The organism is Streptomyces sp. M-16 (assembly GCF_052114405.1).
Classification (GTDB): Bacteria; Actinomycetota; Actinomycetes; order Streptomycetales; family Streptomycetaceae; genus Streptomyces.
Genome location: NZ_JBFRER010000139.1, coordinates 1 through 19,113, shown reverse-complemented (window position 1 = coordinate 19,113; position 19,113 = coordinate 1). Strand labels below are relative to the sequence as shown.

Here is a 19,113-nt window from a genome sequence, read left to right as displayed (position 1 = left end):
GCCCCGGACCCCCGCGCCTCGACCGCCGGCGGGGCCGGGTCCGGCCGCGTTGCCCGGGCCGGCCCGCAGCCCCGGCCGGGGCGACGGCCACTCCCGGCCCCGCCGTGCCGGAGAACCGCCCGGCCGGGGCAACGGCCACCCCCGGCCCCGCCGTGCCGGAGAACCGCCCGGACAGGGCAACGGCACACTGGCAGCATGCGTATCGCCCTCACCGGATCCTCCGGACTCATCGGCAAGGCCCTCGTACGCTCCCTCCACGCCGACGGCCACGACACCGTCCGTTTCGTGCGCCGCGCGCCCGCCGCCCCCGGTGAGGCGCGCTGGGACCCCCGCGCCGGATACGTCGACCCCGCCGGTCTCGAAGGCGCCGACGCCGTCGTGCACCTGGCCGGGGCCGGCGTCGGGGACCGCCGCTGGACGGCCGCGTACAAGAAGGAGATCCGCGACAGCCGGGTCCTCGGTACGGCCGCGATCGCCCGGGCGGTGGCCGCTCTCGGCAGCCCGCCACCCGTCCTGGTCTGCGGTTCCGCCATCGGCTACTACGGCGACACCGGCGACCGCCCCGTCGATGAGAGCGCCCCCGCCGGGACCGGTTTCCTGCCCTCGGTCTGCGTGGACTGGGAGGCCGCCGCCGCCCCCGCCCGCGCCGCCGGGATCCGGACCGTGTTCGCCCGCACCGGGCTCGTGGTCGCCGCCGACGGCGGGGCCTGGGGCAAGCTGTTCCCCGTCTTCCGCGCGGGCGTCGGCGGCCGGCTCGGCAACGGCCGCCAGTACTGGTCGTACATCTCCCTGGACGACGAGATCGCCGCACTGCGGCACATCATCGACACCCCCGCCCTCACCGGCCCCGTGAACCTCACCGCTCCCCACCCCCTGACCAACCGTGAGGTCACCACCGTGATGGGCCGCGTGCTGCACCGCCCGACGCTGTGCGCCGTGCCCGCCCCCGTGATGCGCCTGGCGCTCGGAGAGTTCGCCGGGGACGTGCTGGGCAGTCAGCGCGTGCTGCCCGCACGCTTGTTGGAGTCGGGCTTCGCCTTCCGGCACCCGGGGATCGAGGAGTCGATCAGGGCGGCGCTGGCGTAGGCGCACCACACGACCATGTGCGACCGTTCGTGACCCGGATGCGACCGTCATGCGACCGGAGTTGTGCGCAATACCCCACCGGACTGGGGTTCTCCTGGAGCCCGTTGGGGGAAGGAGGACCCCACACAGCCGCGCCGACCTCGGGGAGGGGCACGTGCTCAGCAGCGCACACCACGTCGCACACCACGCCGCACACCATGCGGACGTCGTCATCGTAGGAGCCGGAGTCTCAGGACTCGCGGCCGCACACCACCTGATCGCGGCGGGGGTCACGGTCAGCGTCCTGGAGAGCGCCGACGACCCCGGCGGCCGGATGGCCACCGCCTCGGCGGACGGCTTCCGGCTCGACCGGGTCGGCCAGCTCCTCAGCACCTCGTACACCGAACCGGCCCGCACCCCCGGCCTGGAGGGGCTCGTCCTGCGCCCCTTCGCCCCCGGGGTCCTGGTGCACGGCGCCGACGGCCGGCAGCAGCGGGCCGCTGCCCTGACCCCGGCCCGCGCGCTGGCCAGCGGCTCCCTCGACCAGGCCCGGCTCAGCGCCGCGCTCGGCCGGCTCGCAGCGCTGCCCGTGGACCGGCTGCTCGCCCGGCCCGAGCGCACCGCGCTCGCCGCCCTCGGCTCCCGCGGACTGCCCCCGCGCACGGTGAACGGAGTCCTGCGGCCCTTGCTCGCCGCGCTGCTGCGCGACCCGGCGCTCACCACCTCCAGCCGCGTCGCCGACCTGGCCCTGCGCACCTTCGCCCGCGGCCGGCTCGCCGTCCCGCAGGGCGGCGCCGCCGCCCTGCCCGACCTGCTGGCGGCCGGCCTGCCGCCCGGCACCGTACGCACGGGGGTCCGCGTGCGGTCGGTGGCGACCAACCTCGTCACCACCGAGGACCACGGCGACTTCGGCTGCCGGTCCGTCCTCCTCGCCACCGGCGCCCGGGCCGCCGCCGACCTGCTGCCCGGACTGCGGGTGCCCGCCTTCCACGAGGTCACCGTCATCCACCACGCGACCCCCGCCCCGCTGCCCTGGGACGGCTCGCTGCTCCTGGACGCCGACCCCAAGTGGCCCCTCGCCCACACCACCGTGATGAGCGCGGTCGACCCCTGCCGGGCCCCGGCCGGCCGGAGCCTGGTCACCACCACGGTGCACGGCCCGCCGCCGCCCGCCCGGACGGTCGCCTCCCGCCTGGCCCGGCTCTACGACACCTCGACCCGGGACTGGGAGCTCCTGGCCGTCCACCACACCCCGGAGGCCGTCCCCGCCATGCCCCCGCCGTACGACCTGCGGCGCCCGGTCCGGGTGCTGGCCGGCCTCTACGTGTGCGGGGACCACCGCGACTCCAACACCGTCGACGGCGCCCTGCACTCCGCCCGGCGCGCCGCCACCGCCCTGCTCCGCGACTTCGGCATCCCGCTCCCGGTCCGCCCCGAACCGGCGGTCCCGGCGGCGGCCTGAGCGGACCGCCGGCACGGACCGGCGGCACGGACCGCCGGCACGGACCGCCGGCACGGACCGGCGGAAGGGGCCGGCGGAAGGGGACCGGCGCGACGGACACCACCGGAGGCCGGCCGGGCGCCCACAGCCCGGCCGGCCTCCGGCCCGCGGGGGTTCAGGACATCGCCGCCACCCGGTCCCGGTAGCTGCGCACCGCCGAGGCGTCCCGGTACGGCTCCAGCCGCCGCTCGAAGTCCCGTACGTACTCCACCGCGCGCACCGACCGCATCTCGCCGGCCTGCTGCGCCGCCTCCGCCCCCAGCGCGCACGCCTGGTCCAGCTCACCCAGCCCCAGCCGCGCCGTCGCCAGCACCACCCGGCAGAACAGCCGTGAGCGCGCGAACCCGGGCGCCCGCAGCTGGAGCGAGCGCTCCGCGTGCTGCGCCGAGGCGCGGTACTGCTGGAGGTCCCGGTGACAGTGCCCGAACTCGTCCGCGAGCTGCGCCTCGTCGAAGGCCCGCGCCCAGTGCGGTACCTCGTCGCCGGGCCGCCCGGCGCCCAGCGCCCGCTCGGCCCGCACCAGGGAGGCCGTGGCCGCCCGCACCTCGCCGAGGACGGCGTGCCCGCGCGCCTCGGCCGCGTGCAGCAGGGCCTGGACGACCGGGGGCGGGCCCGATCCCACGCCCTGCTGGGCGACCCTGGCCAGCTGCACCGCCTCCCGGCCGTGCCCGAGGTAGACGGCCTGCCGGCTCATCGTCACCAGCACGTAGGCCCCGTACGGCCGGTCCCCGGCGGCCTGGGCCAGGCGCAGCGCCTGTACGAAGTAGCGCTGGGCCAGTCCGTGCGCGGCGATGTCGTACGAGGTCCAGCCCGCGAGCCGGGTCAGGTCGGCGGCGGCCGCGAACAGCCGCCGCCCGGTGGTCTCGCCGTAGGTGCCGCGCAGCATCGGCTCGGCCTCGTGTTCCAGGTAGCGGACGAGGGCCTGCCGGGCGTGGCCGCCGCCGTAGGCGTGGTCCAGGCTCCGGAACAGTTCGCTCACCGACCGCAGTGCGGCGATGTCCCCGCCGGTCACGCGCTGGCCGGGGCCGCGGTCGATCTGCCGCTGGCGGGGGACGGAGGGGCGGCCCTGGGCGGGGACGCGGCTCGCTGCGGGGTCCACGCCGCGCCCCACCCGTTCGTCGGCACGGCCGATGAGCCAGTCGCGGCTGGGAACCACGAGTCCGGCCGGGGTGAAGGCGATCTTGCGGAGCTCGGCGTGCGAGCCGGAGTCCTTGCGCCAGAGCCCGCTCGCGATGTCCACGGCCTCCTCGGGGGTGGCCGCGAACTCCAGCCCCGCGTACACGGGCGCGCAGGCGTCCAGCCCGAGGTCCTGCGCGGACAGCCGGCGGCCCAGGCGCCGGGTGAAGACCTCGGCGATGAGCGCCGGGGTGGTCCCGCGGGGCTGCTGGCCGCGCAGCCAGCGGGTCACGGACGTCTTGTCGTAGCGAAGGTCCAGACCGTGTTCCAGGCCCAGCTGGTCGACGCGGCGGGCGAGCCCGGCGTTGGAGAACCCGGCTTCCGCGATCAGCGCCGCGAGCTGCCGGTTGGGGACGCGCTGGGCAGGTCGTTCCGTCATCGGCTCCACGGTTTCCTGACGTGACGGACCGGAGTCCCGGCCCTTGAACGGCGTGAATGTAGCGGCCAAGTCCGCTCTTGCCGTCCTCTCTGTCCCACATTCATCCGATCGTGTGCCGAATGAGGAGGACCCTTTACGGGTCGGTCCCCGCTGTCCGCGTACGCTGCGCCCCATGACCCGCCCGCCCCACGGGGCACATGCCCCCGACACGTACCCGGACTCCACCGCCCCGCTCCCCGCCCCCGAGCTCACCGAGGCGGAGTGCCGCCGGTGCGGTACGTACATCGCGGGACTGGACGGCCGGTACGCGTGCGGGGTGTGCGGCTGGGTCAACGACCACTCCGAGGGCCACCGCCGGCTGCCGAGGGCCGACGAGGACCCGGACCGCCCGCCCGCCGGGCGCAGGCGTCCCCGGCAGCTGCCCGGCCCGCCGCCGGAGGCCGGGGAGCCGGGGGCCTGAAGGGGCGCGCACGGGTCGCCGTACTCTTGGCCTGGTGCGATCGCGTGCACACAGCAGGTTCAACGAGGAGGCGCTGCGGTGACTGAGCTTCGGTTTGTCCATCTGGGCTTCGGGCCGGAATCCGTCGAGTACACCGAGGCCTGGGACGAGCAGCGGCGCGTCCACGCCGCCCGCTTCGCGGACGAGGTCGAGGACACCTGCCTGCTCGTGGAGCACCTGCCGGTGTACACGGCCGGCCGGCGCACCGACCCGAGCGAGCGTCCGCTGGACGGCACCCCGGTCATCGACGTGGACCGCGGCGGAAAGATCACCTGGCACGGTCCGGGCCAGCTGGTCGGCTACCCGATCATGAAGCTGCCCCGCCCGGTCGACGTGGTCGCGCACGTCCGCCGCCTGGAGGACGCCCTCATCCGCACCGCGGCCGAGTTCGGCCTGGAGACCACGCGGGTCGAGGGCCGCTCGGGCGTCTGGGTGCTCGGTGACCCCGTGGAGCAGCGTCCCGCGATAGGCGGGCTCTCCCTCGACTTCGACCCCCGGATCGGCGACGACGAGTTCGACGCCCGCCTCAACGGCCCCGAGTACGCGCCGTCCAACGCCGGACAGCGCCGCGAGGACCGCAAGCTCGCCGCCATCGGCATCCGCGTCGCCAAGGGCGTCACGATGCACGGCTTCTCCCTGAACGTGAACCCGGACGCCACCTGGTTCGACCGGATCATCCCCTGCGGGATCCGGGACGCCGGTGTGACCTCGCTCTCCTACGAGCTGGGCCGCGAGATCACCATCGCCGAGGTGCTGCCCGTCGTCGAACGGCACCTGAAGGACGTGCTGGAGCAGGCCGAGCTGAAGCCGCGCGAGATCGAGCCGGCCGCCGGCTGACCGCCGGGGGGAATGCGTCCGGCCGACACCCGGTTGGCCGACGTAAGAGCATACGAAATTACGGGCGTACCCTGGTGGGCGCCGAAGAATCGAAGTCACAGGGAGCCGGTCGTGTCCGCAGTCGCACCCGACGGACGCAAGATGCTGCGCCTCGAGGTCCGTAACGCCCAGACGCCCATCGAGCGCAAGCCCGAGTGGATCAAGACCCGGGCGAAGATGGGTCCCGAGTACACGAAGATGCAGGCCCTGGTGAAGGGCGAAGGACTGCACACGGTGTGCCAGGAAGCCGGTTGCCCCAACATCTACGAATGCTGGGAGGACCGCGAGGCCACCTTCCTCATCGGTGGCGACCAGTGCACCCGGCGCTGTGACTTCTGCCAGATCGACACGGGCAAGCCCGAGGCCCTCGACCGCGACGAGCCGCGCCGCGTCGGCGAGTCCGTCGTCACGATGGACCTGAACTACGCCACCATCACCGGCGTCGCCCGCGACGACCTGGCGGACGGCGGTGCCTGGCTCTACGCGGAGACCGTGCGCCAGATCCACCAGCAGACGGCGGGCCGCGAGGCCGGCCACACCAAGGTCGAGCTGCTGGCCCCCGACTTCAACGCGGTCCCGGAGCTGCTGGAGGAGGTCTTCGCCTCCCGCCCCGAGGTCTTCGCGCACAACGTCGAGACCGTGCCGCGCATCTTCAAGCGCATCCGTCCGGGCTTCCGCTACGAGCGCTCGCTCGACGTGATCCGCCAGGCCCGCGCCTACGGCCTGGTCACCAAGTCCAACCTGATCCTGGGCATGGGCGAGGAGCGCGAGGAGGTCTCGGAGGCGCTGAAGGAACTGCACGAGGCCGGCTGCGAGCTCATCACCATCACCCAGTACCTGCGGCCCTCGCCGCGGCACCACCCCGTGGAGCGCTGGGTGAAGCCGGCCGAGTTCGTCGAGCTGGCGAAGGAGGCCGAGGAGATCGGCTTCTCCGGCGTGATGTCCGGGCCCCTGGTCCGTTCGTCGTACCGGGCGGGCCGTCTGTACGGCCAGGCGATGGAGAAGCGCAGCCGAGTCTGAGCTCGACCGGATGGCGCAGTGAAGCGCGCGGCGGTCTGAAAACTGACCGCGCGTGTGTGTGAGGTCACGCACAATTACTTACCAACGGGTAACACCGCAGTGACGCGGCCCCTAGGCTCTTTTCGGAGGAGCCCGGCGGGCCGCGTCCGCGTTTGCAACGTGTCAATCACATTTGACCGACCGGTCACGCCCTGGTAACACCAGTCAGTGACGCTGGATCCACGCACCGCACACACCGCACGCCACCCCATCGACGTGAGCACCGAGAGAGGGTCCGACATCATGCAGGCCGCGCCAGTACGCGCCATTGCCATCCCTTCCTTCACCGAGGCCTTCCGTGGCATCGAGTCGCTGCTCATGAGCGGTGCCCGCCGGAACGCCTGGACGGCCGTCCTGGAGGACCGCCGCAGGGCCAAGGACAGGGTCGAAACCGAACACGTACTTGAGGCCGCGGCGACCCGGACCCCGCAGGCCACGTAAACTTCGCTTTATGGCGAGGAAGTCAAACGCAGAGACTGCTGCGAACCCCGGGCGACTGAAGCAGATCGCCCTGACGTACAAGATGACGCGCAAGGCCGACCCGAAGGTCGGTCTGATCGTCGCGGGCGTGGGAATCGTCACCTTCGGTGTCTTTCTTGCGATCGGCTTCCTGATCGGCCACCCGGTCTACCTGGGCATCCTGGGCTTCCTGGTGGCGTTCCTCGCGATGGCGATCGTCTTCGGGCGACGGGCCGAGCGGGCTGCCTTCGGGCAGATGGAGGGTCAGCCGGGCGCTGCCGCGGCCGTACTGGACAACGTGGGACGGGGCTGGACGACCACCCCGGCCGTCGCGATGAACCGCAACCAGGACATCGTCCACCGGGCGGTCGGCAAGGCGGGCGTGGTCCTGATCGCGGAGGGCAACCCGAACCGGGTGAAGAGCCTGCTCGCGGCCGAGAAGAAGAAGCTGGCCCGGATCATGCCCGACATCCCGGTCCACGACTTCATCGTCGGCACCGGCGAGGGCGAGGTGCCGCTCAAGAAGGTCCGCACGACGCTGCTGAAGCTGCCGCGCGTCCTGACCGGCCCGCAGATCACCCAGGTCAACGACAAGCTCCGGGCCATGGGCGACCTCATGAGCAACATGCCCGTGCCGAAGGGTCCGATGCCCAAGGGCATGCGGATGCCGCGCGGCGGAAAGATGCGCTGACCCGCTCTTCGTATACATCGCACAGGGCGCCCCCGAGCCGTCAGGCCGGGGGCGCCCTGTGTCGTGTCGTCGCGTCGTGCGTGCGGTGCGTCGTGCGGTGTCCCGCGTCAGGCCCGGACCGTCAGGCCCGGACCGTCAGGCCCGGACCGTCAGGCCCGGACCGTCAGGCCCGGACCGGTCGGGCCCGGACCGTCGGATCAGGGCCGTCAGATCCGCACCTGGACCGCGCCGGCCAGCCTGTCGTGGAATCCGCGTCCGTCCCGGTCCCAGACCAGCGCCGGGATGACGAGGGCCAGGAGCAGGGTGCGGGCCACCACGCGGAGGAAACCGAGGCGGCCGCCGTCCTGTCCGATGACCCGGAGGCCGAGGATCCGCTTTCCGGGGGTGAATCCCACGGTGCCCACGGTCAGGATCGACAGGGCCACGAAGAGCCCCAGCGTCCAGTTGCCCGCGGTCTGCAGGTTTCCGTGCGTGATCAGTCCGTATGCGATGAGCTGGCAGGGGAGCCAGTCGATCATGACGGCGCCGAGCCGGCGTCCGAAGCGGGCCACGGAGCCGGGCCCGGACCGGGGCAGGCCGAGCCGCTCGCCCGGATGGCCGAAGTCGATGCCCATCTCCTCGGCGGTCGCGCGGGGGCCGGAGAGCCAGGATCCGATTGCTTGCCTGTTGTCCACTCCACCACGGTACCGGTGGCGTTCGACGGCCTCTGGACGGGACCCTGGTTAACTTGTGCGAAACAAATGGGTCATGCTTGGGAAATCCCGTCTGCTTATGGTCGGGTCAGCGTGCGGCACCGCACTGACGCGCCACGAGCTATAAAAGCCCGTCCCTGCCCCGGGGACCGGGAGTAGGAGGAGTTGGATGTTCAAGAACGCCGACGAAGTGAAGCAGTACATCGAGGAGAACGACGTCAAGTTCGTTGACGTCCGCTTCTGCGACCTGCCCGGTGTGATGCAGCACTTCACCATCCCGGCGCGAGCGTTCGACCCGGCGGAGGAGCTCGCCTTCGACGGTTCCTCGATCCGCGGCTTCCAGGCGATCCACGAGTCCGACATGGCTCTGCGGGCCGACATCACCACCGCGCGCCTGGACCCGTTCCGCAAGGACAAGACGCTCAACATCAACTTCTTCATCCACGACCCGATCACGGGTGAGGCGTACAGCCGCGACCCGCGCAACATCGCCAAGAAGGCCGAGGCCTACCTCGCCTCCACCGGCATCGCCGACACCGCGTTCTTCGGCCCCGAGGCCGAGTTCTACGTGTTCGACAGCGTGCGCTTCGCGACCTCGGCCAACGAGGGCTTCTACCACATCGACTCCGAGGCCGGCGCCTGGAACACGGGCTCCGAGGAGAACAACCGTGGTTACAAGGTCCGCTACAAGGGTGGTTACTTCCCCGTAGCCCCGGTCGACCACTTCGCCGACCTGCGCGCCGAGATCTCCCTCGAACTGGACGCCCAGGGCCTCCAGGTCGAGCGCCAGCACCACGAGGTCGGCACCGGTGGCCAGGCCGAGATCAACTACAAGTTCAACACGCTGCTCGCCGCGGCCGACGACCTGATGCTCTTCAAGTACATCGTGAAGAACGTCGCCTGGCGCAACGGCAAGACCGCGACCTTCATGCCGAAGCCGATCTTCGGTGACAACGGCTCGGGCATGCACGTGCACCAGTCGCTGTGGGCGAACGGCGAGCCGCTGTTCTACGACGAGGCCGGCTACGCGGGCCTGTCGGACACCGCGCGCTACTACATCGGCGGCATCCTCAAGCACGCCCCGTCGCTGCTGGCGTTCACCAACCCGACCGTGAACTCGTACCACCGCCTGGTGCCGGGCTTCGAGGCGCCGGTCAACATGGTGTACTCGCAGCGCAACCGCTCCGCCGCGATGCGCATCCCGATCACGGGCTCGAACCCGAAGGCCAAGCGCGTCGAGTTCCGCGCCCCGGACCCGTCGTCCAACCCGTACCTCGCCTTCGCGGCGCTGCTCCTCGCGGGCCTCGACGGTGTCAAGAACAAGATCGAGCCGATGGAGCCGATCGACAAGGACCTCTACGAGCTCTCGCCCGACGAGCACGCGAGCGTCCCGCAGGTCCCGACCAGCCTGGAGGACGTGCTCAAGGCCCTGGAGGAGGACCACGAGTACCTCCTGGCAGGCGGCGTCTTCACCCCGGACCTGATCGAGACCTGGATCGACTACAAGCGCACGCACGAGATCGCCCCGATCGCGCTGCGCCCGCACCCGCACGAGTTCGAGCTCTACTTCGACCTCTAAGCCGGGACACCTCCGGGATCTTTTCGAACCCGGGATCGTGCCTGATGGAAGGCCCCCCACCGCTCTCCCGGAGAGCGGTGGGGGGCCTTCTGCTTTTGACAGCCCGAGCGGCCGGGGCGACGGTGGAACGGTACCTAAAAGCCCGATAAGCGAGACATGTTCGGAGGTGCATGGAAATGCGCCGTAGGATCATCGGAGTCTTCGTCGCGGGGGCCGCGGGTCTCACCCTCGGTCTGCTGCCGCTCACCAGCGCGTCCGCCCACGATCACAGTGGCGGCTGGGACTCGCGCGGGAGTCACGCCCGCTGGAACCACGACGACTGGGGCAACGGCAACTGGAACGACGACGACTGTGGCGGGAACGGTCACTGGAACGACAGCGACTGGGGCAGCTGGTCCGACTCCGGCTGGAACCACGACGGTGACTGGGGAGGCTGGCGCTGACCTGCTGCCGGATCTGCCTCGATGCCCCTGCTCCGCCCACCTCAGCGGAGCAGGGGCATCGCGCCGGTCAGCTCCGTCAGGCAGCGCACCGCCAGGTCGGCGGGGGACCCGGGGCCCGACACGGGGGCGTCCGAGGTGGACCAGACCTCCAGGGCGACGCGGATCGCGTCCGTGGAGGCCGCGGCGAGCAGGCGTACCGACATCGCGTCCGCCCCCGGCCCGGCCAGCCGGGCCACCACCGGGACCAGGCGCTCCTCCGACTCCTGGTTCACGCGGTACCAGACGGCCCGCAGGGCCTCGTCGGTGGCCGCGGCCCGCAGCAGGCCGCGGGTGACCTCCAGGCCCTCCTCCACCGACTGCGAGTCGCTCAGCGCCCGGCGCACCGCGCGCTCCAGGGCCTGCGCGAGCGGGGTGCCCGGGTCCTCCTCGGCGAGCAGGGCGCGCCAGGCGTCGCCGCCGCCCGCGAGCAGCGGGGCCACGGCCTCCTGCTTGTTGCGGAAGTAGCGGTAGAACGTGCGCAGCGCCACGCCGGCGCGGTGGGCGATGTCCTCGGCGGTGGTGCCGTCGGGACCGTGTTCGGCGAAGAGCTCGCAGGCGGCGCGGGCGATGTCGAGCTGGGTGGCGGCCTTGCGGCGCTCGGTCAGCGACGGGGTTCCGGGGCCGCTCTGGGGGGAGTACGGACGGGGAGATCTCACGGGTGAAGCGTACCGTCCGGCATGTCGGGCGAATGCATTCAATGACAGGGTGGCAAAACGTGCCATCCGCTCGGTACGCTCACCCCATGAACCGTTACGAAGGACGACGCGTCCTCATCACCGGCGGCGGCTCCGGCATCGGCCAGGCCACCGTCCACCGCATTCTCGCCGAGGGCGGCCGCGTCCACGCCGTGGACGTCAGCGAAGCCGGACTCGAAGCCACCGCCGAGCAGGCCGCCGCCGACGGCCACGCCGACCGGCTGACCACCGCGATCCTGGACATATCCGACGAGGGTGCCGTCCAGGCCGGCGTGGCCGCCGCCGTGGACGCCCTCACCGGCATCGACGTCCTGGTCAACGCGGCGGGCATCCTGCGCTCCTCGCACACCCACCAGACGACGCTCGACTTCTGGAACAAGATCATCGCCGTCAACCTGACCGGCACCTTCCTGATGATCCGGGAGTCGCTCCCCGCGCTGCTCGCGGGCGACCAGCCCGTCGTCGTGAACTTCAGCTCCACCTCGGCGACCTTCGCCCACCCCTACATGTCCGCCTACGCGGCCAGCAAGGGCGGCATCCAGTCCATGACCCACGCGCTGGCCGCCGAGTACAGCAAGCAGGGCCTGCGCTTCGTCTCCGTGGCCCCCGGCTCCATCGAGTCCGGTATGACCACCGGCACCGGACCGGGCCTGCCCGAGGACACCGACTGGAGCCTGTTCACCAAGCTCGCCCCGGCCCTCGGCCAGGGCTTCGCCGGCCCGCAGGCCGTCGCCGGCGTCGTCGCCATGCTCGGCTCCGAGGACGGCTCCTTCATCACCGGCACCGAGATCCGCATCGACGGCGGCACGCACTACTAGGCCCCGTAGGCCGGGGCGCCCTCAGGCCCTGAAGCGGTCCCACAGCCGGGGGAAGCGCTCCGCCAGCACGGCTTCGTCCTCGAAGTCCAGCGGAGCGCCCTCCGGCTCCGCCGCCTGCAGCGCGATCCCCAGGTCCGGCGCCACCGCGCCCGTCAGCTGCTCGTACGCCTCGTCGGCCGCGTACCCCAGCTCCTCGCCGTCCCCGTCGATCTCCTCGTCGAAGTCGACCAGCAGCTCCGCCAGCTGGTCCGGCTCGTGGACCGCCCCCTCGAAGACCTCCCGGCCCTGCCCGATCAGCCAGCACCGGAAGTAGTCGAACGCGTCGTCGCTCGCCCCGTCGAGCAGCACCCACGCCGCGCCCCACAGGTCCCAGGTGTACGCCCGGTTGTAGCGGGACTCGAAGTGCCGCGCGAAGTCCAGCACGGAGTCGGGGTCGAGCTGCGCGAGCCGTTCCACGAGCAGCTCGGCATGCTCCTCGGGGTCGCCCTCGGCGGCCTCGCGGGTACGGTCGACGATCTCCCAGAACTCCGTCTCGTCCATCACCGCTCCAGCATCACGGGTCCGCCCCCGCGCCGCCACCGCTCATACGGCCAAAGGCCGGTGTCCGCCCCCCGGGCGGCCGCATACTCGGAGCGAAGGGGCGGGCGGACGGCGAGAGGGGCGCGTGATGCGGGGGGAACTCATCGAAGGCCGCTACCGGCTGGAGGAACGGCTCGGGGAAGGCGGCATGGGTGAGGTGTGGAGCGCCCTGGACGTACGGATGATGCGGCCGGTCGCCGCCAAACTCGTCCGGGCCGTGCCGGGAATGGACGCGAGCCGGGTGGAACGCCGGTTCACGCACGAGGTCCGCTCCGCGGCCAACCTCCCGCACCGCCACACGGTGACCGTCCACGACTGCGGCGAGACCGTCCTGCAGGGCCGCCGCATGCTCTACCTGGTGATGGAACGCCTCGACGGCAGCACACTGGCGCAGCTCTTCCGCGATCCCCGGCCCGTGCCCTGGTACGACATCGCGAACTGGGCCGGCCAGATCGCCGCCGCCCTGTCCGCGGCGCACGAACGCGGCATCGTCCACCGGGACGTCAAACCGGGGAACGTGATGCTCACCGGGGCCGGTGTGATCAAGGTCCTGGACTTCGGGCTCGCGAAGATCCTCGGCGAGACCCTGCGGGTCTCGGACCTCACCGTCAGCGGCACCGCCATGGGGACCTTCGCGTACATGTCCCCCGAACAGTGCCGCGGCGACTCCCGCATCGACCACCGCGCGGACCTCTACAGCCTGGGCTGCCTGCTCTACGAGGGCCTCGCGGGACGCCCGCCCTTCACGAGCGCCGAGCCGTACGCGCTGCTCTACCAGCAGGTGCACGAAGAGCCCCGCCCGCTCCCCGCGGGCAGGGCCCCCGTCGGTCTCACCGACCTGGTGATGCACCTCCTGGCCAAGGACCCGGCGCACCGGCCGCCCGACGCGGCCACCGTCGCAGGCGAGACGGACCGGCTCCTGGCCGGGTACCGGCAGCCCCCGTACCGGCCGCCCGTCGCCACACCGGGCGGCGCGGACGGCGCGGCGGATCCGGCCCGGCTGCGGGCCGAGGCCGAACGGGAGATCGCGGAGCTGCGGGAGCAGGCCGAACGGGACGTGAGGGCCGTCCGCGCGACCGCGCAGCGGGACGCGGCCGCCCTGCGGGAGAAGGCCGACGCCCTGTTCGAGGAGACCCGGGCCAGGGCCGCCCGGGCCGCCGCGGACTTCGAGACCAATCTGGCCAAGCGGCGCGAGCAGTCCGAGCGCGACCTGGCCTCGCGTCAGCAGAAGGCCGAGAAGCGCCTCGCGGAGATCGAGCACCGGGCGGAGCAGCTGCGCCTGGAGGCCGAGGAGCTCCGTACGGACGTCGAGCGCGGGGCCCGCCGCACCGTGGAGACCGCGCAGCGCCGGGCCGAGGACATCGTGGCCGCCGCGCAGGCGGAGGCCGACCGGATCCGCGGCGGGGCCGACCGCGGGCCGGCGGCCCCCCAGGGCGGTCGGGCCGCCATCGAAGCACAGGTGGCCGCCGTCGACGCGATGCTGGAGGAGCTGGGACGAGAGCGCGACGGCGCCGGGGAAGAGATCCAGCAGCAGCGCCACACGCCGTGAGGCGGCCCGCCCCCGAAGGGACGGACCGCCTCACGGTCGGACGGGCTCGGGCCTACAGGCCGTAGCGCTCCCGGGCCTCCTTGATGGCGGACGCCGGGACCTCGCCGCGACGGGCGAGCTGGGCCAGCGAGGCCACCACGATCGACTGGGCGTCGACGCCGAAGTGGCGGCGGGCACCCTCGCGGGTGTCGGACAGACCGAAGCCGTCCGTGCCCAGCGAGGTGTAGTCCTGCGGGACCCACTGGCTGATCTGGTCCGGGACCTGGCGCATCCAGTCGGAGACGGCCAGGACCGGGCCGGGTGCGCCGTCGAGCACGCGGGTGACGTACGGGGTGCGCTCCTCGCCGCGCAGCAGCGCCTCGTCGCACTCCAGCGCCTCGCGGCGCAGCTCGCCCCAGGAGGTGGCGGACCAGACGTCGGCGGCCACGTTCCAGTCGGCGGCGAGCAGCTTCTGCGCCTCCAGGACCCAGTGGATCGCCGTGCCGGAGGCCATCAGCTGGATCTTCGGAGCGTCGGCGGCCGGGGCCGCCTCCGCCAGGTCGGCCGCGGTGTTGAAGCGGTACAGACCCTTGAGGATGCCCTCCTCCACGCCCTCGGGCATGGCGGGCTGGACCTTCGGCTCGTTGTAGACCGTCAGGTAGTAGAAGACGTCTTCCGGCTTCTCGCCGTACATCCGGCGCAGGCCGTCCTTGACGATCACCGCGATCTCGTACGCGAAGGCCGGGTCGTAGTTGAGCGACGCCGGGTTCGTGGACGCGATCAGGTGCGAGTGGCCGTCCGCGTGCTGCAGGCCCTCACCGGTCAGCGTGGTGCGACCGGCGGTGGCGCCGACGATGAAGCCCTTGCCGAGCTGGTCGGCGAGCTGCCACATCTGGTCGGCGGTGCGCTGCCAGCCGAACATCGAGTAGAAGATGTAGAACGGGATCATCGGCTCGCCGTGCGTCGCGTACGACGTGCAGGCGGCGATGAAGTCGGCCATGGCGCCGGCCTCGGTGATCCCCTCGTTGAGGATCTGGCCGTCCTTGGCTTCCTTGTAGTACATCAGCTGGTCGCGGTCGACCGGCTCGTACGTCTGGCCCAGCGGCGAGTAGATGCCGGCGGACGGGAAGAGGGACTCCATACCGAAGGTACGGGCCTCGTCGGGGACGATCGGCACCCAGCGCTTGCCGGTCTCCTTGTCCCGCATCAGGTCCTTGACGAGCCGGACGAAGGCCATGGTGGTGGCCATCTCCTGCTTGCCGGAGCCCTTGAGCAGCGGGGCGAAGGAGCGCTCGGCCGGGGCGGGCAGGGCCACGTGGTGGACCTTGCGGGCCGGGGCGGGGCCGCCGAGGGCCGCGCGGCGCTCGTTGAGGTACCGCACCTCGGGGCTGTCCGCGCCCGGGTGGCCGTACGGGACCTGGCCGTCGGCGAAGGAGCTGTCCGGGATCGGGAGGCCAAGGAGGTCGCGCATGTCCTTGAACTCGTCGATCGTCAGCTTCTTCATCTGGTGGTTCGCGTTCTTCGACTCGAACCCGGCACCCAGCGTGTAGCCCTTGACGGTCTGCGCGAGGATGACCGTCGGCGCGCCCTTGTGCTCCAGGGCGGCCTTGTACGCGGCGTAGACCTTGCGGGGCTCGTGGCCGCCGCGGGAGCTGTGGAAGCACTCGGCGATCTTCGCGTCGGACAGCAGGCCGCCCAGGGCGACGAGCTCGGCGTTGGCGCCGAAGAAGTGCTGGCGGATGTAGGCCACGTCGCGGGTCGCGTACGTCTGGAACTGCGCGTCGGGTACCTCGCGCAGGCGGCGTACCAGGGCGCCCGTGGTGTCGAGCTGGAAGAGCTCGTCCCAGGCGGAGCCCCACAGGGACTTGATGACGTTCCAGCCGGCGCCGCGGAACTGGGCTTCCAGCTCCTGGACGACACGGAAGTTCGCGCGGACCGGACCGTCGAGGCGCTGCAGGTTGCAGTTGATGACGAAGGTCAGGTTGTCGAGCTGCTCGCGGGAGGCGAGGGCCAGGGCGGCGGTCGACTCGGGCTCGTCCATCTCGCCGTCGCCCAGGAAGGCCCAGACGTGCGAGTTGGCGGTGTCCTTGATGCTCCGGTTCTGCAGGTAGCGGTTGAAGCGCGCCTGGTAGATCGCGGAGAGCGGGCCGAGGCCCATGGAGACCGTGGGGAACTCCCACAGCCACGGCAGGCGCCGCGGGTGCGGGTAGGACGGCAGGCCGTTGCCGCCGGACTCCTGGCGGAAGTTGTCGAGCTGCTGCTCGGAGATGCGCCCGTCGAGGAAGGCGCGGGCGTAGATGCCGGGGGAGGCGTGGCCCTGGATGTAGAGCTGGTCGCCCGATCCGTCGGCCTCCTTCCCGCGGAAGAAGTGCTGGAAGCCGGTCTCGTAGAGCCACGCGGCGGAGGCGAAGGTGGCGATGTGGCCGCCGACGCCGTACTTGGAGCCGCGGGTCACCATGGCGGCCGCGTTCCAGCGGTTCCAGGCGGTGATCCTGGCTTCCATCGCCTCGTCACCGGGGAACTCCGGCTCCGCGGCGGTGGGGATGGTGTTGACGTAGTCCGTCTCCAGCAGCTTCGGCAGGGCGAGGCCGGCGGCCTCGGCGTGCTGGAGGGTGCGGCGGAGCAGGTATTCGGCGCGGCGCGTACCGGCGGCCTGTGCGACGGCGTCGAGGGAGGCCGCCCATTCGGCGGTCTCCTCGGTGTCGCGGTCCGGGAGCTGGTCGAGCTCGCTCGGAAGCTTTCCTACGGGGTCGGACATCGGTGTGCGCCGCCTTCCGGACAAAGGAGAGGAGGTGGTGATCAAACACCCTGACGGGCAGGACAGGGTCGATGGACCCGGGTGGGGTCCGCGTTGACTGTAAAGCGCTGATCGATGATCGATCAAATAAAAGTGACGAATAAATGTCACTACGACGAAAGTCGGCACCGGGTGCCATGAATCCAGGCACCCGGTGCCCATGGGACGAGTACACGAAAGAGCCCTAGCGGGTCTCTGGTGATCCGCTAAAAGTCGCAGGTCAGAGGGTGTTTCCCAAGGTACGGAAACCGGGCGTCACGGGGAGCCCGGAACGGGCCGCGCGTCCCTCGCGGAAAGGGCTCAGGCGCGTGGTGCGCAGCCCAGCACGTGCCGCTTCACGAGCAGTCCGATGTCCGGATCCTGACTGCGGAAAGCCGCCACGAGGGCCTCGTGCTCCTCCGCGTAGGACTTCTGGACGGTACCCAGCCAGCGGATGGACAGGGCCGTGAACACCTCGATGCCCAGGCTCTCCCAGGTGTGCAGCAGCACGCTGTTCCCGGCGGCCCGCACCATCTCGCGGTGGAAGCCCACGGTGTGCCGCACCTGCGCCGTGCCGTCCTCGCTGCGGTCCGCCTCCCACAGGGCGGCCACGTGCGGCTCCAGGGCCGTGCAGTCGGCCGCCAGCCGCGGGGCGGCCAGCTCGGCCGCGATCTGCTCCAGACCGGCCCGGACCGGGTAGATCTCCTCCAGGTCGGCCGCGGAGAGGTTGCGCACGCGGACGCCCTTGTTCGGCGCCGACTCGATCAGCCGCAGCGTCTCCAGCTCGCGCAGGGCCTCCCGCACGGGCGTCTGGCTGACCTCCAGCTCGACCGCGATCCGCCGCTCGACGATCCGCTCGCCGGGCTTCCAGCGGCCGCTGACGATCCCCTCCACGATGTGCTCGCGGATCTGCTCGCGCAGCGAGTGCACGACGGGTGGGGTGATCATCGGCGTTTCAACTCCTGTAGGGGCACGCGGGGCCTGATGCGTAGACAATACGGCGGTCGTGGCCTGCTGCGATGCGTTCCCGGTCAGGGACGCCGGGTGAGGCTCGTTACAACGACGCCCCCGCCCGGACGGATCCGGACGGGGGCGCCGCCAGCGGCAGCCGGGGCTGCGCGCGGGGCCTTACAGGCCGAGCTCGACCTCGAACTCGCCGGCTTCGAGGATCGCCTTGACGGCCGAGAGGTACCGGGCCGCGTCCGCGCCGTCCACCAGGCGGTGGTCGTAGGACAGGGTCAGGTACGTCATGTCGCGGACGCCGATGACGGTGCCCTCGGGGGTCTCGATGACCATGGGGCGCTTGACCGTCGCGCCGATGCCCAGGATGGCGACCTGGTTCGGGGGCACGATGACGGTGTCGAACAGCGCACCGCGCGAGCCGGTGTTGCTGATGGTGAAGGTCGCGCCCGACAGCTCGTCCGGCGTGATCTTGTTGCCGCGGACCTTGGAGGCCAGGTCGGCGGTCGCCTTGGAGATGCCCGCCAGGTTGAGGTCACCGGCACCCTTGATGACCGGGGTCATCAGGCCCTTCTCGGAGTCCACGGCGATGCCGATGTTCTCCGAGTCGAAGTAGGTGATGGTGCCCTCGTCCTCGTTGATCCGGGCGTTGACGACCGCGTGGGCCTTCAGCGCCTGGGCCGCGGCCTTGACGAAGAACGGCATCGGGGACAGCTTGACGCCCTCACGGGCGAGGAAGCCGGCCTTGGCCTGCTCGCGCAGCTTCATGATCTTGGTGATGTCCACCTCGACCACGGAGCTGAGCTGCGCCTGCGAGTGCAGGGCCTTCATCATGTTGTCGCCGATGACCTTGCGCATGCGGGTCATCTTGACGGTCTGACCGCGCAGCTCGGACACCGCGGCGGCCGGAGCCTTCGCGGCCGGAGCGGCGGCCGGAGCCGGGGCGGCAGCGGCGGCCTTGGCGGCCTCGGCGGCGGCCAGGACGTCCTGCTTGCGGATGCGGCCACCGACACCGGTGCCCGAAACCGTGGACAGGTTGACGCCGGACTCCGAGGCGAGCTTGCGCACCAGCGGGGTCACGTACGCGCCCTCGTCACCGGCGGAGACCGGGGTGACGGGAGCGGCGGCGACGGGAGCCGGAGCGGCGACCGGGGCCGGGGCGGCCACGGGGGCCGGAGCTGCGACCGGAGCGGCGGGAGCCGGAGCGGCCTGGACCGGCGCCGGGGCGGCGGCCGGAGCAGCCGGGGCGGCCGGAGCCGGAGCGGCCACGGGAGCCGGGGCGGCGGCCGGGGCCGGGGC

17 protein-coding genes and 2 pseudogenes are annotated in these 19,113 nt (G+C 71.9%); 12 read left to right on the top strand and 7 right to left on the bottom strand.

The genetic code is table 11. The annotated features are described in order from the left end of the window. The first annotated feature begins 195 nt into the window (after positions 1-195). Both AB4039_RS37005 and AB4039_RS37000 read left to right on the top strand, forming a co-directional pair. Complete coding sequence (locus AB4039_RS37005) at positions 196-1,086, top strand: TIGR01777 family oxidoreductase (protein ID WP_266838672.1); 891 nt, start codon at positions 196-198, stop codon at positions 1,084-1,086. Between the two features lie 154 nt (positions 1,087-1,240). Then, positions 1,241-2,527, top strand: coding sequence for an FAD-dependent oxidoreductase (locus AB4039_RS37000; RefSeq protein ID WP_266838671.1), 1,287 nt, complete (start codon positions 1,241-1,243; stop codon positions 2,525-2,527). Between the two features lie 154 nt (positions 2,528-2,681). Here AB4039_RS37000 and AB4039_RS36995 read toward each other — a convergent pair whose 3' ends face one another. Continuing rightward, on the bottom strand, positions 2,682-4,121 hold the full coding sequence (locus AB4039_RS36995) for a regulator (RefSeq protein WP_266838670.1): 1,440 nt from the start codon (positions 4,119-4,121) through the stop codon (positions 2,682-2,684). Positions 4,122-4,293: 172 nt separating this feature from the next. Here AB4039_RS36995 and AB4039_RS36990 point away from each other — a divergent pair, with 172 nt between their 5' ends. From AB4039_RS36990 to AB4039_RS36970, 5 genes are all read left to right on the top strand, one after another. Then, positions 4,294-4,581, top strand: coding sequence for a hypothetical protein (locus AB4039_RS36990; RefSeq protein ID WP_266838669.1), 288 nt, complete (start codon positions 4,294-4,296; stop codon positions 4,579-4,581). A gap of 78 nt (positions 4,582-4,659) precedes the next feature. Beyond that, a complete protein-coding gene (gene lipB, locus AB4039_RS36985; RefSeq protein WP_356216113.1) occupies positions 4,660-5,457 on the top strand; it encodes a lipoyl(octanoyl) transferase LipB in 798 nt (265 codons plus the stop codon). Between the two features lie 111 nt (positions 5,458-5,568). Next, entirely contained in the window at positions 5,569-6,516 is a 948-nt protein-coding gene (gene lipA, locus AB4039_RS36980; RefSeq protein ID WP_266838667.1) for a lipoyl synthase, read from the top strand. 282 nt (positions 6,517-6,798) lie between these two features. Beyond that, a complete protein-coding gene (locus tag AB4039_RS36975) occupies positions 6,799-6,996 on the top strand; it encodes an SCO2195 family GlnR-regulated protein (protein ID WP_030233071.1) in 198 nt (65 codons plus the stop codon). Positions 6,997-7,006: 10 nt separating this feature from the next. After that, positions 7,007-7,705 (top strand): DUF4191 domain-containing protein, encoded by a 699-nt coding sequence (locus AB4039_RS36970; RefSeq protein ID WP_266838666.1) that lies wholly within the window; start codon positions 7,007-7,009, stop codon positions 7,703-7,705. A gap of 206 nt (positions 7,706-7,911) precedes the next feature. Here the strand turns inward: AB4039_RS36970 and AB4039_RS36965 are convergent, their stop codons facing one another. Further along, a complete protein-coding gene (locus AB4039_RS36965) occupies positions 7,912-8,379 on the bottom strand; it encodes an RDD family protein (protein WP_442272810.1) in 468 nt (155 codons plus the stop codon). Positions 8,380-8,566: 187 nt separating this feature from the next. Here AB4039_RS36965 and glnA point away from each other — a divergent pair, with 187 nt between their 5' ends. Both glnA and AB4039_RS36955 read left to right on the top strand, forming a co-directional pair. Further along, entirely contained in the window at positions 8,567-9,976 is a 1,410-nt protein-coding gene (gene glnA / locus AB4039_RS36960) for a type I glutamate--ammonia ligase (protein WP_266838664.1), read from the top strand. Positions 9,977-10,152: 176 nt separating this feature from the next. Next, entirely contained in the window at positions 10,153-10,419 is a 267-nt protein-coding gene (locus tag AB4039_RS36955; RefSeq protein WP_266838663.1) for a hypothetical protein, read from the top strand. A gap of 41 nt (positions 10,420-10,460) precedes the next feature. Here AB4039_RS36955 and AB4039_RS36950 read toward each other — a convergent pair whose 3' ends face one another. After that, positions 10,461-11,114 carry a TetR family transcriptional regulator gene (locus AB4039_RS36950; protein ID WP_266838662.1) on the bottom strand — a complete coding sequence of 218 codons (654 nt, stop codon included), beginning with the start codon at positions 11,112-11,114 and terminating at the stop codon, positions 10,461-10,463. Between the two features lie 86 nt (positions 11,115-11,200). Here AB4039_RS36950 and AB4039_RS36945 point away from each other — a divergent pair, with 86 nt between their 5' ends. After that, positions 11,201-11,971, top strand: coding sequence for an SDR family oxidoreductase (locus AB4039_RS36945; protein WP_266838661.1), 771 nt, complete (start codon positions 11,201-11,203; stop codon positions 11,969-11,971). A 21-nt stretch (positions 11,972-11,992) separates the two neighbouring features. On the opposite strand, the gene AB4039_RS36940 is transcribed toward AB4039_RS36945, so the two are convergent. Beyond that, entirely contained in the window at positions 11,993-12,511 is a 519-nt protein-coding gene (locus AB4039_RS36940; protein WP_266838660.1) for a DUF4240 domain-containing protein, read from the bottom strand. 127 nt (positions 12,512-12,638) lie between these two features. On the opposite strand from AB4039_RS36940, the pseudogene AB4039_RS36935 reads away from it, so the two are divergent. Beyond that, positions 12,639-13,418, top strand: a pseudogene (locus AB4039_RS36935) (serine/threonine-protein kinase); the annotation flags it as partial. A 108-nt stretch (positions 13,419-13,526) separates the two neighbouring features. Then, positions 13,527-14,099, top strand: a pseudogene (locus AB4039_RS36930) (cellulose-binding protein); the annotation flags it as partial. A 52-nt stretch (positions 14,100-14,151) separates the two neighbouring features. Here AB4039_RS36930 and aceE read toward each other — a convergent pair. The 3 genes from aceE to sucB form a co-directional block, all read right to left on the bottom strand. Next, positions 14,152-16,836 carry a pyruvate dehydrogenase (acetyl-transferring), homodimeric type gene (aceE, locus tag AB4039_RS36925; RefSeq protein WP_442272809.1) on the bottom strand — a complete coding sequence of 895 codons (2,685 nt, stop codon included), beginning with the start codon at positions 16,834-16,836 and terminating at the stop codon, positions 14,152-14,154. A gap of 339 nt (positions 16,837-17,175) precedes the next feature. Then, positions 17,176-17,799 (bottom strand): GntR family transcriptional regulator, encoded by a 624-nt coding sequence (locus AB4039_RS36920; RefSeq protein WP_030233098.1) that lies wholly within the window; start codon positions 17,797-17,799, stop codon positions 17,176-17,178. Between the two features lie 183 nt (positions 17,800-17,982). Further along, positions 17,983-19,113, bottom strand: a 1,131-nt coding sequence (gene sucB / locus AB4039_RS36915; protein WP_442272808.1) for a 2-oxoglutarate dehydrogenase, E2 component, dihydrolipoamide succinyltransferase, incomplete at its 5' end; no start/stop codon positions are given.

Excerpts from the sequence above, each read along its gene's own strand:
- AB4039_RS36955 (WP_266838663.1), top strand. The coding sequence starts at position 10,153 with ATGCGCCGTAGGATCATCGGAGTCTTCGTCGCGGGGGCCGCGGGTCTC.
- aceE (WP_442272809.1), bottom strand. The coding sequence starts at position 16,836 with ATGTCCGACCCCGTAGGAAAGCTTCCGAGCGAGCTCGACCAGCTCCCG.
- AB4039_RS36990 (WP_266838669.1), top strand. The coding sequence starts at position 4,294 with ATGACCCGCCCGCCCCACGGGGCACATGCCCCCGACACGTACCCGGAC.
- AB4039_RS36975 (WP_030233071.1), top strand. The coding sequence starts at position 6,799 with ATGCAGGCCGCGCCAGTACGCGCCATTGCCATCCCTTCCTTCACCGAG.
- AB4039_RS36940 (WP_266838660.1), bottom strand. The coding sequence starts at position 12,511 with ATGGACGAGACGGAGTTCTGGGAGATCGTCGACCGTACCCGCGAGGCC.
- AB4039_RS36970 (WP_266838666.1), top strand. The coding sequence starts at position 7,007 with ATGGCGAGGAAGTCAAACGCAGAGACTGCTGCGAACCCCGGGCGACTG.
- AB4039_RS37005 (WP_266838672.1), top strand. The coding sequence starts at position 196 with ATGCGTATCGCCCTCACCGGATCCTCCGGACTCATCGGCAAGGCCCTC.
- AB4039_RS36945 (WP_266838661.1), top strand. The coding sequence starts at position 11,201 with ATGAACCGTTACGAAGGACGACGCGTCCTCATCACCGGCGGCGGCTCC.
- glnA (WP_266838664.1), top strand. The coding sequence starts at position 8,567 with ATGTTCAAGAACGCCGACGAAGTGAAGCAGTACATCGAGGAGAACGAC.
- AB4039_RS36995 (WP_266838670.1), bottom strand. The coding sequence starts at position 4,121 with ATGACGGAACGACCTGCCCAGCGCGTCCCCAACCGGCAGCTCGCGGCG.